Source organism: Legionella maioricensis, from assembly GCF_023618015.1.
GTDB classification, from domain to species: Bacteria; Pseudomonadota; Gammaproteobacteria; order Legionellales; family Legionellaceae; genus Legionella; species Legionella maioricensis.
In genome coordinates, this window is sequence record NZ_JAJKBJ010000013.1 from 21,354 (window position 1) to 38,494 (window position 17,141).

Sequence of the window (17,141 nt, forward strand, 5' to 3'; positions counted from 1 at the left end):
TGTGAACAAGTTCTTAGGTCGGACTTTTAAGAATAACCCAGTAATTAAAATAAAATGGATTTAAAATGACTCAAACATTAAAAACGTACTCGCCAATAGATAACTCTCTGTATGTGGAGCGCCCTTATGCCAATCAACATCACATTGATAATGCCTTAACCCAAGCACAAACAGCCCAAAAATTATGGCGCTTATCTTCTCTTGCAGAACGTGAAGAATATTGCACCGCGGCTGTTGATGCGATAGTGGCAAATAAAGAGGCTATCGCCGAAGAAATTTGCTGGCAAATGGGTAGACCAATACGCTATGCACAAGGAGAGATCAAAGGATTCGAGGAAAGGGCAAGGTATATGATAGCCACGGCAAAATCAGCTTTGACTCCAGCAGCGTTACCCGAAAAATCGGGTTTTATACGTTATATTAAGCGAGAGCCTCTGGGAGTGGTTTTTGTAGTTGCCCCTTGGAACTATCCATTTCTTACCGCTGTAAATGCTATTATTCCAGCGATTATGTCTGGCAATGCCGTGTTGTTGAAACATTCGGCACAAACTCCTTTAGCCGCTGAGCGCTTTGATCAGGCTTTTAAACATGCGTGTTTACCCGAAGGTGTTTTTCAATATTTACATCTGGATCATGTTTCTACAGAACATCTATTCCAATCGCCGGCCATTAATGCCATTACCTTTACTGGTTCTGTTGCCGGGGGGAAATTGGTCGAGCAGGCAGTGGCAGGACGATTTATGCATCTCGGTTTGGAGTTAGGTGGGAAAGATCCTGCTTATATTAGAGCCGATGCCGATCTGGATCATGCTGTTGAAACCTCTGTAGATGGGGCTTTTTTTAATTCAGGACAATCCTGCTGTGGTATAGAGCGAATTTACGTGCATGAAGATGTTTACGAAGAATACGTTAGAAAAGCAGTAAATCTGGTGAAACAGTATAAATTAGGGCGTTCTGATGATCTGGATACTACTTTAGGCCCCTTAGTACGTGCCTCGGCTGCTGATTTTGTAAGAGGACAAATAAAAGAAGCCATAGAGCAGGGTGCTGTAGCGCATATTAATAGCCAGGATTTTAAAATGGATGTTCCTGGAACTCCTTATATGGCCCCCCAGATTTTAACCCAAGTAACTCATCAAATGCGTATTATGACTGAAGAAACGTTTGGACCTGTGGTAGGAATTATGCGGGTGAAAAACGATGAGGAGGCCATTCGTTTAATGAATGACAGTGTTTACGGTTTGACTGCTGCTGTGTTTACAACAGATATCGATAAAGGAATTGCTATTGGTGAACAGCTACAAACGGGCACTTTTTTTATTAACCGCTGTGATTATCTTGACCCTGCTTTAGCCTGGACTGGCGTAAAAAACTCAGGGCGAGGATGTACCTTATCGCCAATGGGCTATGAAACTTTGACTCGACCTAAATCATTTCATATTAAAATAAATAGTTAAGAAGGAAGCATGAAAATGATAAAACAAACTTTAACTGCGAACTGGAATTATCCTACTCGAATTCGCGTTGGTGCTGGTCGAGTAAGTGAATTAGCCAATGCGTGTAAGGAGTTAGGCATGAAAGCTCCTTTATTGGTGACTGATCCGGGTTTAGCCAGCTCCTTATTAGTGGGTAAAGTGATGCAGCTTTGTCAGGAAGCAGACTTAAAAGTGGGTCTATTTTGCCAAATAAAAGCCAACCCCACCGGTGAAAATGTGAGTAATGGTGTCCATGCTTTTTGTGTCGGAAATCATGACGGCGTGATTGCTTTTGGAGGCGGTTCAAGTTTGGATGCTGCAAAAGCTATTGCTTTAATGGTCGGACAAAAACGTCCACTTTGGGATTTTGAGGATGTGGGCGATAACTGGAAACGAGTTGACGTTGCCGCTATGGCACCGGTAATTGCGTTACCTACTACAGCTGGAACAGGTTCCGAAGTAGGGCGGGCATCGGTTATTACTGATTCTGAACAACAAATCAAAAAAATTATTTTTCATCCTAACATGCTGCCTTCACTCGTTATTATGGATCCTGAGTTAACCATTGGATTACCTAAGCCAATTACTGCAGCCACCGGTATGGATGCCTTATCTCATTGTCTTGAGGCTTATTGCGCGACTTATTACCATCCCATGGCAGAAAGTATTGCTTTGGAAGGAGTCAGATTAATAAAAGAAAATTTAATACGAGCTTACCAGGATGGAACTGATCTGGAGGCCCGAACAAATATGTTGGTTGCTTCAGCGATGGGGGCAACAGCTTTCCAACGAGGCCTAGGTGCCATGCATGCCCTTGCTCATCCTTTAGGGGCTTTGTACGATGCCCATCATGGTCGGCTTAACGCTATTTTAATGCCCTATGTATTAATGAGCAATCGAGCTGCTATTGAAGAGAAAATCAATCGTTTGGCGAATTATTTGTCCTTAGATAATGGATTTAATGGATTTTTGGATTGGATACTGCAGATTCGTTTAGAATTAGAAATTGAACATTCTTTAGCTGATATAGGAATAGATGATGCACAAATTGACCGTGTTGCCCGAATGGCAACAGAAGATGCAGCTGCGCTTTCTAATCCGATAATATTTACTCAGGGGGAATATAAGCATATTCTTAAAACGGCCTTAAAAGGAAGCTCAATAACTAGTTGAGAGAAGGAGCGTTAATGAATCTTGGTATTTTGAAGTGTGATAGTGTCAGTGATATTTTTGTAGCCGAACATGGTCAATATACCGAAATGTTGGCGGCTCTTTTACGACCTGTTGCTCCATCCATTAACTTTACTGTCTTTGACGCAGAACAGGGGGAATTGCCTGGTGATATCCACGCGGCAGATGCTTATCTGATTACAGGAAGCCGCCATGGAGTGAATGATGGATTCCCCTGGATAACTCAACTTGAAGAATTTGTTCGTACCTTACATGCTGCCCAAAAAAAAGTAATTGGTATTTGTTTTGGTCATCAGCTGATTGCAAAAGCATTAGGGGGCAAGGTTATTAAATCACCTAAAGGCTGGGGGGTGGGTATGTCGCAAAATACTTTAGTTCAGTTTAAGGAATGGATGATCCCCCATCAGAAAACATTCAATTTGTTAGTAAGCCATCAAGATCAAGTCGTTGAGTTACCCAAACAAGCAGAGATATTAGCCAGCAGTGATTTTTGTCCTTTTTACATGATGCAAATAGGCAATCATTTTTTTTCCATTCAAGGTCATCCTGAGTTTACCAAAGCTTATTCTCGCGCTTTGATGACATCACGAGAAGATACCTTGAGTGAAATAGAGTTTGAGCGAGGAATGAACTCTTTAGAATGGCATGAAGATGATGGCTTGATTGCCCAATGGATCATTAGTTTTTTAAATGCCTGACAAAACATTCATTGAATATTATATTGACTTGTAGAATAATATATGAACATTTGACTGCTTAAGTAAAACTGTTAAGGAAACATAAATGACTGGGGTAATTCGTGCAACCGGAGATGGGGCTAGTTTATTTAATGGACTTGCTATTGGTCTTGGTATTGAAATATTGAGCGGAAGGCTGGATGCCCAAAAAGATACCCCGGGATATCAACGATTACTTGATGAATTTGCACTTCATCATCCTAATTTTTTACCAAAAAGTTGGCTAAATCTAAAAAAATGGCTTGCCTTTTATAATGACTCAAGAGATATGGAGCTTATTTTTGCTCCTGTACTATTTCGTTTAAATCAACAATATACAGAAGCCTTGGATGAACAAATTCTACAAGAATTAACTAATCTTGTATGGAAAAATAAAGCGCGAATTGAATCAGACTATGCCTGGTACCAACTCACTATAGTTGATGAGTTAGAGGTAAATTTACTTCCCAAAATTGATAATTTGGCATTAAAAGAGAGGCAGGAATTATTAGCGCAATTAAAAGAAATTCTAAAAAGATTCGCTGGAGGTCTGAGCCGATCTAATGTTAAAGAGTTTTTGGAACAGAATGCTAATGCACTTTTGGCCTCTTTGAAAACGCAAATTAGCAACGATCCAGCTGCGTTTCAAAGAAGTTACAATTGTGACGATCTAAAAGAGATGGCTACTGCTCTTAATCTGAGTTTAGTAGAAAATGGAGTGGTATCCCCTTCAGAGGGCAGAAGACAAATTTTTTTACAAAATAAAGAAGCGTATTGGAATGTACTCAGTGATGTTAAAGCTCGCTTTATTAATCAGGGCAATCCAAAACTTAAAATGACACCTTATGAGGCCTTTCAAGGGAAAAAGCATGTTGCAGCCCCTACTCAGGAAGAAATAGAGAGTTTAGCGCAACCTGGCATACTGATTAGAGAGGAAATTATTGATAACCCTGCTCGAGGTAATTGCGGTTTTTATGCTTTTGCTATTGATTTAATTGATAAAATCCAGGAAGAAAATATTTCTAATAAAAGAGTAATCTTTAACCAATGGATTGAGTTAGATCCCTCTCTTCATGAGCAATATGAGGCTATCTGCTCCTTTGATTTAGATAATCCGGATCCTGCGTTGTTAGATCAATTACAGGCCTCTTTACGATTAATAGTTCATCATGGTCAATTGGTTGAATTAAAAAAAGCGTGTGCTAACCCGGCAAATGATTATCAAGAATTAATTGGAAATGCTACTTATATCAAGTTTGCCGAGTTTTATCATAACCGGGAGGTAGACAAACATTTTAACGAGTTTGCTGCTTCGCCAGAAATTAGCATGGCTCTTGGGGAGCTTCAACTTAAGGTGATATCTAATTTTGAGCATTTGACTCTGGTCCCATTATTCCTGTCTTTAATGTATGGAAAAGATGTTGATCCTAAATCCATCACTTTAGAAACAAATCCAACTGAGCAATCGCCTGTAATTGCTGCAATGGCAAATATAACCCAGGATTATTTCTGGGGAGCTCACCACGACTTGAATTTTTTAGCCAGTATATTTAAAGTTAATTTACATTGTTTGCAATATGGCAGTGCTGCTTATGCACCTGTCGATCTTCCAGATCGCTATATAACCAAAATTAATCATGAAGGCATTCATTGGACAACTTCAATGGCTCGTGCCAGGGTAAGACCAGCTATTTCTTTTAATGAATCGGGCGAATCATTATTCCAGGAACCTTTAATGGATGATAAACCTCCAGCTACCGCTTCTAAGAAAAAAAAGAGAGCAAAAAGGAGCGCTAAAGAAGAGCTGAGTACTAGTGCACTTAAATCTTCCTCTTTAACCTCTGTAATTGATGAGCCATTAACTTTTACTTCAGAGGGGCATGACATTGTGCCTAAATTACCACCTGTTGTTGAACCGTCGCCATCTCCTACAAATGTAGAGCCACGTAAGAAGGCAGTAAGGTTTTATTTCTCTCCTTCCCAATTGGAGGGCCAAAGAAAACATAATCTGGAATTATTAGAGCAAGAGTTAGGTCAGGTTTCCAAAAAAACAAATAAACCGGATGAGGACATACAACAGCTTGAGTTTTTACGCGGGGCTGTTTCACGAGCTACCATTGCTTATACCGAGTATAGTGAGAGTATATGGTTTTCCTTGTTTCATCGACACGGAAACACAGGGAGAGTCAGAGCCAGGACTTTTCATGAGAGGTTCTTGGACATCGAAAATTCTACTGATGCCAAGAAGAATTTAATTTGCTTTTTATCCAATGATGATAACAATGGGAACACCCATCCCCATTCTTTTAGAACGATGCTTTTGCAAGAACTTCAGACAGAACCTAAAACACTACAATATACATCGGAACATTTTGATGACATGCTTGAGGAATTAGCTGCGGCTTTACGTGTGAATATAGATACGGTAAGACCTCAATGGTAATAGATTCTGTTTTGAGAACCAGACACAAACAATCGTCTTAAGGAAAACTGTAGCCTGGATGGAGCCAAGCGTAATCCGGGATCCAGGCTCGAATTAGTTTCGTCCTGGGTTGCGGCTGCGCCTTCGCCCAGGCTACATCCTCCATCACTGCAGTTGACGCCATTGTGTGAATACTTCCTGCTATTTTTTTATAGCTGGGGCCTTCTGAAGCACAAAAGTGAGTATTGGAGGTAATAAAGAGATAAAAACAACGCCATATATCATTAATGAAAAATGTTCTTTGATTATTGGCAGTGAACCTAAAAAATAACCGAGACTTAAGAGACTACCGATCCATAATAAAGCACTAATCAGATTATATAGAGAGAAGTGAAGCAACTCCATTTTTCCAATGCCTGCTATAAAGGGGGCAAAAGTCCGAATGATAGGGATAAATCGTGCAAAAATTATAGTTTTCCCCCCATGTTTTTCATAAAAGGCATGGGTTTCTTGTAAGTGTTTTTTATTAAAAAGCCTGGATTTTTTTGCTGTAAATATGCGCGGCCCTATTGCTCTGCCGACCAAAAAATTAATTTGGTTTCCTAATATTGAAGCCAGTAAAAGTAATACAAATAAAACTAAAATTTGCAATGAATTTCCTGGTTGCGCTGCAATACTTCCCGCAGCGAAAAGCAAGGAGTCGCCAGGTAAGAAGGGTGTTACTATGAGTCCCGTTTCGCAAAAAATAACCGCAAATAAAGCCAAATAGGTCCAAAATCCATATAGTGAAACAAAACTGTTTAAGTAAACATCTATATGGAGAATCATATCAAGAAGATGGTTTAAGTAATGCATTTTACCTCTGTTAATCTATTTAATGGATGAAATAAAAATACCAGGCATGTTGATAATTGCCTCACAAGCCCATGTGTCGCAACTTGTTCGCGGCATCCATTGCCGATCTGGCTAACTGTTCATCATTTCTGCTTTAATCGGGTATCTCCTAGATCCCGTAAACACGTCGCGGGACGTCGAATAGTAAATAGGCCTTAGTATTTTTTAAACCATAAGTGCGCTTATTTATTAGTTATTATTAACGAATTTTCTTAATAAGTCTAAATAAAATAAAAAAACTTGGCAAAATAGTTGTACAAACTATACAATTAAGGTACATGATGTGTCTGGCGATAGAGAATTAATCATTAGTAATGAATTCAGGGAGGAGGCAAATGGGAATTTGGAAATCAGTGACCCTGGGGGTTTTATTATCTTTATCCATAAACAATGCTAATGCTCTTGCCACAACGATAATTAACTTTCCTCAATTAGTCAGGGCTGTTGAGAATGGTGATGATGTTAAGGCAATTATTCATTTTGATAATTGTGACTTTATTGAAGGATCTCTTTCGAGTCAATTTCAGGGACAAATAAGAAGGACATTAGAAGGGGCTACTACTCGGTTTAATTTTACCACATATCTTCACTTTAAAGAGAGAATTAACGATCAATTAAAGGATACAGTCACAACCTCCATGATAGTTCATGTAGAGCAACCTTTAGGAGTTGGCGAATTGTGGACTATATTCGGGCGTTTGAGTGTCTTTGACGACAATACGGCGACCCTCCATATCAATTTATTTGATCCTCACCATAAAAACCGACTGGGTCTTGATTGGCTTTGTAACATTAGTAATGGCAGAGATGACAATGGCTTAGTATTGTTTGATTTTCCTTAACAACAATCAAGTGATTGGAATGTGAATCGAAAACAAAATCTCAGCCCCGGGTTTAGTAGCCTCGGGGCCAGAGCTATCCATTAGATACCGCGAGGCTTTTTATTCAGTGGTAGGCCAAACAATTCTTCTTCTGTTTCCTCATCAGACATTTCTTCTGTTTCCAGAGGTAGTGAAATGGGTTCAAATTTTCGTTTAATGCCTTGAGTAGATGGGAAAAACTTAAATCGATTCATAGAAGCGTCTGCTGCCAGGCTTATTGGAGAAGGGTAGCGACTTATTATTAGGTCACTCAGATTATCCCAACCAGTTTCTCTATAGTGTTTAAAAAGCACGACAGGATCGATAACAGGCGAGCGCTCATTAAGATCCAATAACAGCCCAAGACTATTATGGGTGAGCAACATCGGCTCCATACATAATTCACTAAATATTTCAGTAGACATATCCAATTCATTATTCAACGCGCACTTCAACAGTATATTAATTAATTCGCTCGATCTAAATTTGAAAGCCAGCTCAAAAAGATCCTTCGCCATTTTTGGTGTTTGACGGAAAGGGAACTTTTGGAGGATGTAAATACATTCCCAAGGGTTTTCTAATTCGATAAACGCTTCCAAAATCTTTTCAGTTGAAAATACTCTTTTTTCTAAAAGACTATGCAAACTATGGCGATGCGCTCTTTTATAGTGTTCCAACCAGGTATTTGTACATTTGAAAGACGCAGCCGCTAATAGTGGATTTTTTTCCAAAACTGAGGCATTTAAGATTTGGTATGCTGATAAGAATTTAATGGTCAAACCAGATTGTAACAGGAGCAATGCTGCTTCAGAGGATGCGGGTCTTCCTCTTAGAGGGAGTAAAGCTATTTCAAAGGGAGAATAAGATTTCATTTGAGGAAGATTTGAAGGGGGGCAAAATCTCCAGAAATGTATTTCTTGTTGCAGATTGACTCCGTTGTTTGCAAGTACTAGGAGGAGTTGGGGCCTAAACATGATCGCAAGTTTAATGACTTGTGAAAAATCGGTAGTGAGCACCTCTTCAGGAAAAAGTGACATCCATGGCTCAATGGAATCAAGAAATTGATTTATAGCATTAAGATCAATAAAATTCTCGGGCCAGCATTCAATGCGGGAAAAAAGTTGTAATTCCGATTCAATAAGGCGCGATAGTTTACCTGGCTGGTTGAAATAATTACACCTCATTTCTTTTCTTTCCAATAAAGAGGTTAATTCATGGACAAAATTGAGGTACTGCTCGGGATGAGTTATGTGCACCTGCAGTAACACTTCATGAATAACAGAAGAGAGATTAAATATTCTGTTTTTTGGCTTTTTGATTTTATCAATCAGGTAGGAGGCGACTTCATAATGCCCCCTTTGAAGGGCAGTTACTAAAGGGGTGTGAAATCGAAGAGACGGAGGCTGCTTATCTGTCGGAGTTGGATATCGCATTGTGTCATAATTATCATAGGGACAACCCAAGTCAACTTTAGCGCCGCAATGTTCTATAAGATATTTCACCGTAGCAAGATTACCTTGCCTGGCCGCTTCAATAAGTAATGTGGTTTCAGGCAGGTGTTTATTATCGACTCTATAAACTTGATTAGCGGATTTCTTTAAATCCAATTCTGTTGAGAGGTGAGTGAGTTTATCTAAGAGCCAAAAGGTGCATTTTGAGCCAGACCTTACAGCATCTAAAAGTAAGCTTTTAATCCTGACAATATCCAGTTCTCGTATACTACAAAGGTATTTCATGCAACGAAGGCTATTACTCTTAATGGCCAGTGCGATTAGTTCGTCAATGACTTGTTCATTCAAGAGTCCTTCATCTGATTTCATCCTTTCTTGTTCCAGGCTTTCTTGCAATAAAAGCAGTCTGTCATGACGTACAAATGCCATTTGAGCTGCCTTTAATTCGACCTGATTCAGGGCTGCGAGTTTATTCGGTAGTAAACTATTTGATCGTCTATTGCTTACGCTAAAAGACCGGGAATCAATTAAGCTAAAATTGTAAAAAAACTTTGCCTCGTCCGCTGGTTTCGGGCCTGATAGGCCTTGTAAAAAAATGGCGTCAATTACTTCAGCAGGCATAGTATTAAAGTCAGCAACCATTGATTGATCTGACTTTCCATGAATCAAAGAGCGTATGGACTTGATGTCGGAAAAAATAGCGCGTATCTGAGGAGTTAGTGCCTCCATAAAAAAACTCTCGTCCAATAATAAGAGATTTGAAAGACTAAACTCTATCAGTTGGATATGGCTGGTCAATTGCAGTTGCACTTCCTGATCAGCAATGTTCTGCATGTCCCTGACCAAATCGGTGCATTTCTCTAGCATGCCATGGATGTGTTCAACGTATTGTTCACGATTATAGTCATGATTGTTAGAAACCATCGTTTTTAAATCTTCTTCCAAAAGAGCAAGCTTTTGCTTTATCTTTAGATATTGTTGCAAATCAGTTTGATCCATTTGGTCGGTGTTAAGTTGGCTTCTAACCTGTTCTTCGGAGAGCATAGATAAACCTTGTATTAGGGATCCAGTTAGATCGAAAAAGGTGTTATCATAACACTTTTTATACAGAGCGGCAAGAAATGGACCATAAGATCCACTGCTCAGCAAAATTCCCGATTTCTCTTGGTGAATTTAAACGATAGTTTTCATAACCAGAGTGACAGTCTTTAGAGGCAAATCATTACACCCAATACAGGTATAACCTTGCGCAGGGTAAATCTGGTACTCTGTTGATGCCGATTTCGTTGGTAAGAAATTATATAATCAGACTTAATTTTATCTGAACACCTAGGCCGCGCATAAAACGCGGCACTTAGGAGGCGGGGGAACACCTGTCATCAGCCCCTAAAACTTGTTACAAGAGGAGTGATTCAATTTGGGTATTTTAATGATCTAATTTAGTACCATAGAGTCTATCACCAGCATCCCCCAAACCTGGAACGATGTATCCTTTATCATTCAATTCTGTATCGACCGCTGCGGTATATATAGTGACGTCGGGGTGTTCTTCATGAAATGAGGAAACTCCCTCGGGGGACGCCAGCAAACAGAGGAACTTTATCGATTTGGGATTCATGGCTTTGATTTCTTTGACCGCTGCTATGGCTGAATTGCCCGTTGCCAACATGGGATCGACTACAATGACATCGCGATCGTGCGTATGTTCTGGTAGCTTAAAATAGTATTCAACAGGTTCTAATGTTTTCGGATCACGGTACAGGCCAATGTGTCCTATTCGCGCTGTAGGAACTAATTGTAACATTCCATCCACCAGACCATTTCCGGCCCGCAATATGGAAACAAAAACCATTTTTTTACCTTTTAATACCGGGGACATCATGGTTGCTAGCGGGGTTTCAATTTCTTCATATTCAACTTCTAAATCACGAGTTACTTCGTAGGCTAATAGCATACTGACTTCATGCATTAAAGCGCGAAATTTGACCGTGCTGGTTTCCTTTTTGCGCATAATCGTTAGTTTATGTTGAATTAAAGGGTGAGTGACGACAACAATTTGAGACATATCCATTATCATTCCTTATTAAAAGACAGTTCCATCACTAATAATTTGGATGGGGGGAGTTCCTTGTGTTCGATTTCTTTTTGCAATTCTTCGTCCAGCTTCCCAGGTACCACCTTGTAAAATTTTAGCCAAAGGGAGGGAGGTCGTATCTTTATGGAGTTGTTTTCTGATTAATTCAGCAAGTTCATCCAGAAGGGCTACAGTCAAAGCTCGCCATTCGACTATGGCTTCAGAGCCTGGATCCTGCGGTTGTAATAAAAGATTTTTATTTTTTATCTGTAGTAATTCAGTATCGATCAACAAACCACCATTTCTATATTCGGGTAGTCCTGTAAGCTGATCTAAATCAGTTACAGTAATTCCTGCTTCCTCAAGCGGTTCAATTAAGGAATAGGATAGCCATTGTGACAATTTATGGAAAGGGATGTATTCAGACCCTGGACTGTTTGTTTTTAATGCATTATGAATCCATACATCGCCTAATGAAACATTATGCAGTAACAATCTTACTGGCCATACATCACTGAAACCATTTAGTACAGCCTGGAAAATTGTTGTTGCTGAAAGAGTGTTACTTATTTTTAAAGAACTGAGGTAAGAATAAAAGTCACCCAGACGGCCATGAGTACCAAAGTATTGAGTATTTTGGTTGATGGCAGTACCTAATCGGTTGAGTAATGCGACGCGTCCTTTAACGCCTTCAAGTGAATTAGTTGGCGTGACTTGAAATCCTTTTAATAAATCTTCTTCGGTAAATTTTAGCAAACTTCGGGCATCAACGCGCAGAGGTTCTTGGGGATTATTACTAAATGTCCCATTTTGATAAAGAGCTAAACTGGCGAGTGCCAATCCTTCGGAGCGACTGTACTCTTTCCTTGTATCTGTATCCATATAACGCCAGGATGAGCCAGCACCAGCATCCAGAAAAACACTAATAATAACCAGTTCATAAAGAATTTTTCCTTGCTCCTCAGGAGAAAGTTGAACCAGTTTTTTTTTCATGTTGTTAATCCGGTCAATACCTCCGACCTCGAAATGTCGCCATCGACTGTGATAAGGAATATTGAGATCAGGATATTGCTCTCTAATCACATTAATGACAAAAGAAGCAGTTGATGTCATTTTTTCGGGATCGAGGGCAAAATGTTGCAGACGATCTTGCTTTGCCAGATTTAAAAGACGATGGGCCTGTAAACGAATAGTGGCTGGATCACGAAGCTTTATTATTATCTGGTCTTCTTGTTGTTCTTCGTTATTCATGAAGCCCCCGTCCTTTGGGCTGAGCCAGTTCGTTAATGTCGAGAATGCCATCAGGAGAGTAGTAACCTGCTGCACGTTTGGCGTCCATCTCCACCTTAGCATCAAGAGGAATCAGCTCGTCCGGAATTTTGACTCGTTCTACAACATTTATTCCTGATTTTTGTAAGGATTCAAATTTCATGTTGGACATGGAAACAAAGCGATGAATTTTGGTAATTCCTAACCAATGCAATATATCAGACATTAATTCCTGAAAGCGCATGTCTTGTACTCCAGCAACGCATTCAGTCCTTTCAAAATATTTTGCAGCAGTATCACCGCCTTGTTGCCTTTTACGGGCATTATAAACCAGGAACTTGGTGACTTCTCCCAAGGCTCTTCCTTCTTTACGATTATAAACGATAAGGCCTGCTCCCCCTCTTTGAGCGGACTCGATACACAGTTCAATTCCATGAGCGAGATAAGGTCTGCAAGTACAGATATCTGAACCAAAGACATCCGAACCATTGCATTCATCATGAATTCGGCAGGTTAACTCGATTTTAGGATCGTGAATGGTGGTTACATCACCAAAAAAATAAGCGGTTAATCCTCCTATAGGAGGTAAAAAGACATCCAGATCGCTGCGGGTGACTAATTCGGGAAACATGCCAGCAGTTTGTTCAAATAAGGTTCGTCGCAATAACGACTCTGAAATTTGAAATCGTTCTGCAATACCCGGTAAATACCAAACAGGCTCTATTGCCGCTTTGGTTACTACGACGTCCCCTGACTCACTCAAAATTTTCCCATCGGGTTTTAACCGTCCTTTTTGCATTGCTGTATGCAATTCAGGAATATTAATATGGGCTCGAGTCACTGCTATGGTGGGTCTAATGTCATAGCCTGCTTTTATTTCATCGGCGAACACCTCTGCGACAAGATGTCCCCAGGGATCAAGGGAAACAATTTTACCGGGTTCGCTCCATTGTTTATGAGGACCTATGCTTACTGGGGGCGTCGTGTTTGTTAAATCGGGTACGTGTTCGGGATCAAGTACGCCTGCAGCTACTGCAAGAGCGCGATAAACAGAGTAAGAACCCGAATGGGTACCTATCGCATTACGGTTTTTAATATTGGTAAGAGACGCTATCACCGGACCACGTTCTTTAGGATTCTCCTCACCCCATTTAATTTTTAATGGTGCGGCAGTATGGCCTGCAGGATGGGAGGATAAAATGATATGTCCTTTGGATTTTTTCTTTAAATCATCTGGTGTCATAGTACTAATCCCTTTAGTTTCAATGAACTTGGAATACTTGAATTCGGAGTTTCTAATTTAATCATAGCAGAAGAGTTTGGGGAGAAGATAGTCAATGTCCCTGTTTTGAAAGACGCCGTTTATCGAAGACAGTCGTCTAAGAATTATAAATTGAACTGGATTTGGATTCTCGTTATCATAGCTGAACCAAAGTGTGCCATTCGTCAGGAAGATTCGTATCATGACTACTCTAATTATTTGTTTGCTTATTGCTATTATTTTGCCTTATCTGGCCAAGCTGCCCGTGGGATATGCGATGCAAAAAGCAAAAGGGGGGTATGATAATAATCATCCACGTGAACAACAGGCGAGTTTGAAGGGATTTGGGGCTCGTGCCGTTGCTGCGCATCAAAATTGTTTTGAATCATTAGCTATATTTTCTACGGCAGCATTAACTGCTTTGGTAACCAATCATGTTTCTCTAATCATCCAGACTCTAGCGGTTATTTATATTGTTTCTCGTTTTATTTATGTTGTTTTGTATTTAATGAATTTGGCTGCTTTAAGATCAACTATTTGGTTTGTTGGAATTATCTGTTGTCTTTCCATTATGTTTTTATGCCTTTCTTAATCCCTGGTCAGATATCGATTTTCCAGTTTAGCGCACTGCCATTTTTTAGGCTTGGTCTGGGTGAAAGCGAATGCTGTAACTCGGGGATCTGATAACACATCATCTCGAGTTACGACTGCGTCTCTACCCAGGCAAATATCATATTATTTATTCCCTGAGCGAATTACGTCATCTCGAGCACCGCCAGAGATCTCATGGTTAGGGCGCATCGCCATATTCCGGAGATCTCTGGCGGTGATCGAGATGACGGTATTCTGATGAGCTCAAGAGAGCCTGGGGGAAAACGCGAGCTGTAACCAGGGACTTGTGGTACTTATACCGAGTTACAAATGCGTCTTCACCCAGGTGACTGAGTTTAAGAAATATCATCTTGATTTCTACATAAATCAAAAAGTTATGTTAAATTGGAACACTCCAATTTTAAAAAAGGAATCAACGGATGAAATATCTTTTATTAGGAGTAGGAGTTTTAACGCTAATGTCGCAGGGAGTCGTCGCAAAAACGTCACAACTCCCCCATATTCAATCGCCTGCTGTCGCCCAACCCACTGCTTGTATTGGTTCGCAATTTAGCGCAACAGGAGATGAATATTGGAAGTCAGTTACTTTAAAGTTAACTAATAATTGCGATAAAGCGGTTGATTTTCAAAATGCCACGATATCTTTTAAGAGTAATACTGCAATAAGTACCGCATTTTGGGGTGATTTTTCCCCATTATCCTATCCGGATAATGCCTTAAACATTACTTCGCAAACACAAACGGATGGAACTTTTTTAGCTACCCTGAATCTGCATTTTCCTTCGTATCCTGGGGCCAATAGTAAATTGCCAGTCGGGAGTTCGTTTCAAATACAATATGGAGTCAGTTCTGATGATCATATCTCAGGCAGTCTTAATGTTTATCTGAGCACCCCTGTAGCCACAGGTACTATCACTTTAAGCAATACCTCGAACCAACCAGTCAATGTGACTCAAAACTATGCTCTTGTTCATTTAACGATGAATGGTCAGCCGGTAAATGATGTGCAAGTACCTTGGAAAGGCACCATGATTTTAACCGGTTTAGCCGCAGGCAATTATAATGTAACACCGGAAAACATTTCAGATAGCAATGGTAATAGTTATCAAGGAAATGCAGTTCCTAGTTCTATAGCCTTATCTGCAAATCAAACAGTTACTTCCAATTTGACTTATACTATGGTAAATCCGACAGGTAACATTAGCATTAATCTGCAGGCCTTGCCCGGAGTCTTAAGCGGATACAGGAATAATCCAATGGTTCTTGTATCGCAAAGCCCGAACGGAAGTTCACTTTCTAAGTCCTTAGCCTGGAATACGTCTACCACCATTTCTAACCTGGTCAACGGCAGCACGTACAGTTTTTCTACGCCATCGATCAGTTACAATGGTTATAATTGCATGCCCACTTTTAATCCAACAACTTTAGTGGCGAGTGCAAAGAGTACTCCATTGACTCACTTGACTTATCAATGCGTGCAAAGGCAGCAAGACTCAGTGACTTTGGATGTTCAGGGAGCTCCCTCAACACTGACTTCTTTAAATGTTACTTTGACACCTAATGATAATTCTGCCCCAATAACTCAAACCATCAATTTAACCAATGGCGCCGGATCAAGTATTATTTCTTTAACTGACGGAGTTATTTATACGGTTAAAGCCGATGCTGTTGCTGGTTATGCAGCTAGTTTCTCACCGCAGCCATTGACTGCAACTGCCAGTGCTGTCGAGACCATTACTTTATCCAAAACAACTCAAAGTAGCGGTCGTATCATTGGTTATGTACCTGGCTGGAAAACTCCGCCGACAGCCCAATCCCTGGCCAATGCAGGTTATACTCATGCTTTAATTGCCTTTGGAGTGTTTAGCACTACTTCTCCTGGAGCAATCACTCCGGCTTTTGATACCATCACTCCAGCCTATATTCAATCTCTGCACCAGGCGGGGATTAAAGTCCTCCTTTCTCTGGGCGGTGCATCAACCAGTATTGCTAATACCACAGTTGATTTTCATCAGGTTTTAACTGCGGCATCTTCTCCATCTGTTTTCCAACAAACCTTTATTAATTCCTTACAGGGGCTAATCACTCAATATGGTTTTGATGGTTTTGATATTGATATTGAAAGCGGTCTTACTGCAGGGGGCACTTTTGCTCAACCCAAAGGAGATATTGCCGTATTAGCCAACATTATCAATACTATGTATAGCCAAAATCCGTCGTTGCTTATTACTATGGCTCCGCAAGTTGCCAATGTTGCAGCGACCAGCGGTTTTGATCAAACCTGGGGTAATTATGCTTCTTTAGTAATGCAAACTCATAATTCTTTAGCCTGGGTAGGTATCCAGCTTTATAATACCGGTTGTGCTTTTGGTATTGATCAGATTTGTTATGGTCCCACTCCAACGACTACTCCTGATTTTACTGTGGCTATGGCGACTGATTTGTTAGCGGATTGGCCTGCAACCGTCAATGGTCGTGCTACTGGGTTTCAACCTTATATTAGCTATCTCAAACCCTCTCAGGTCGTCATAGGTTATCCTTCACCCAGTGCAAATGGAGCCAGTGATGGAGCGCCAGTTACTCCGACAACAACTATTATTCGTGCTCTTCAATGCTTAAAAACAGCAGTTGCCGGAGCTAGCAGTTGCGATACCTACATTCCACCTAAAGCTTATGGTTCTATTGGTGGCGTGTTTAATTGGGAAGTAACTTATGATCAGAATAATAATTTCAAATTCGCTACCGATCTCAAAAATTGCGTTATAAATGGAATCTGTAGTTAAGCTGTGTCCTTAATATTAGATTAATGTAGCCCACATTACGCTTCGCTAATGTGGGCTACGGTTTTCTCGCAAAGACGATATTGTTCCCTTAAGTAAGCCATGTAGCCTTGATGCAGCACAGCGAAATCAAGGT

The 17,141-nt window shown here is 40.3% G+C and carries 12 protein-coding genes; 7 read left to right on the top strand and 5 right to left on the bottom strand.

The window, feature by feature from the left end:
- Positions 1-65: 65 nt before the first annotated feature.
- From LOX96_RS11340 to LOX96_RS11355, 4 genes are all read left to right on the top strand, one after another.
- The gene (locus LOX96_RS11340) at positions 66-1,457 is read left to right on the top strand and encodes an aldehyde dehydrogenase family protein (protein WP_250421905.1); all 1,392 of its coding nucleotides are present in this window, start codon (positions 66-68) and stop codon (positions 1,455-1,457) included.
- A 15-nt stretch (positions 1,458-1,472) separates the two neighbouring features.
- Positions 1,473-2,648, top strand: a complete 1,176-nt coding sequence (locus LOX96_RS11345; protein WP_250421906.1) for an iron-containing alcohol dehydrogenase — start codon at positions 1,473-1,475, stop codon at positions 2,646-2,648.
- Positions 2,649-2,662: 14 nt separating this feature from the next.
- Entirely contained in the window at positions 2,663-3,364 is a 702-nt protein-coding gene (locus LOX96_RS11350; protein ID WP_250421907.1) for a glutamine amidotransferase-related protein, read from the top strand.
- Between the two features lie 85 nt (positions 3,365-3,449).
- The gene (locus tag LOX96_RS11355; RefSeq protein ID WP_250421908.1) at positions 3,450-5,825 is read left to right on the top strand and encodes a hypothetical protein; all 2,376 of its coding nucleotides are present in this window, start codon (positions 3,450-3,452) and stop codon (positions 5,823-5,825) included.
- Between the two features lie 180 nt (positions 5,826-6,005).
- On the opposite strand, the gene LOX96_RS11360 is transcribed toward LOX96_RS11355, so the two are convergent.
- Positions 6,006-6,659 (bottom strand): DedA family protein, encoded by a 654-nt coding sequence (locus tag LOX96_RS11360; RefSeq protein WP_250421910.1) that lies wholly within the window; start codon positions 6,657-6,659, stop codon positions 6,006-6,008.
- Between the two features lie 374 nt (positions 6,660-7,033).
- Between LOX96_RS11360 and LOX96_RS11365 the strand changes: the two genes are divergently transcribed.
- Positions 7,034-7,540, top strand: coding sequence for a hypothetical protein (locus LOX96_RS11365; RefSeq protein WP_250421911.1), 507 nt, complete (start codon positions 7,034-7,036; stop codon positions 7,538-7,540).
- 80 nt (positions 7,541-7,620) lie between these two features.
- On the opposite strand, the gene LOX96_RS11370 is transcribed toward LOX96_RS11365, so the two are convergent.
- The 4 genes from LOX96_RS11370 to LOX96_RS11385 all read right to left on the bottom strand — a co-directional run bounded on the left by LOX96_RS11370 (position 7,621) and on the right by LOX96_RS11385 (position 13,595).
- Positions 7,621-10,053 (bottom strand): ankyrin repeat domain-containing protein, encoded by a 2,433-nt coding sequence (locus LOX96_RS11370; protein ID WP_250421912.1) that lies wholly within the window; start codon positions 10,051-10,053, stop codon positions 7,621-7,623.
- 382 nt (positions 10,054-10,435) lie between these two features.
- Complete coding sequence (upp, locus tag LOX96_RS11375) at positions 10,436-11,080, bottom strand: uracil phosphoribosyltransferase (RefSeq protein ID WP_284498359.1); 645 nt, start codon at positions 11,078-11,080, stop codon at positions 10,436-10,438.
- Between the two features lie 12 nt (positions 11,081-11,092).
- Entirely contained in the window at positions 11,093-12,334 is a 1,242-nt protein-coding gene (locus tag LOX96_RS11380; RefSeq protein ID WP_250421913.1) for a URC4/urg3 family protein, read from the bottom strand.
- Positions 12,327-13,595 carry a GTP cyclohydrolase II gene (locus tag LOX96_RS11385; protein WP_250421914.1) on the bottom strand — a complete coding sequence of 423 codons (1,269 nt, stop codon included), beginning with the start codon at positions 13,593-13,595 and terminating at the stop codon, positions 12,327-12,329. The genes LOX96_RS11380 and LOX96_RS11385 overlap by 8 nt, the downstream gene beginning before the upstream one ends.
- Before the next feature lie 220 nt (positions 13,596-13,815).
- On the opposite strand from LOX96_RS11385, the gene LOX96_RS11390 reads away from it, so the two are divergent.
- Both LOX96_RS11390 and LOX96_RS11395 read left to right on the top strand, forming a co-directional pair.
- Positions 13,816-14,205, top strand: coding sequence for an MAPEG family protein (locus LOX96_RS11390; protein ID WP_250421915.1), 390 nt, complete (start codon positions 13,816-13,818; stop codon positions 14,203-14,205).
- A 439-nt stretch (positions 14,206-14,644) separates the two neighbouring features.
- On the top strand, positions 14,645-17,008 hold the full coding sequence (locus LOX96_RS11395; protein ID WP_250421916.1) for a glycosyl hydrolase family 18 protein: 2,364 nt from the start codon (positions 14,645-14,647) through the stop codon (positions 17,006-17,008).
- Positions 17,009-17,141: the final 133 nt, after the last annotated feature.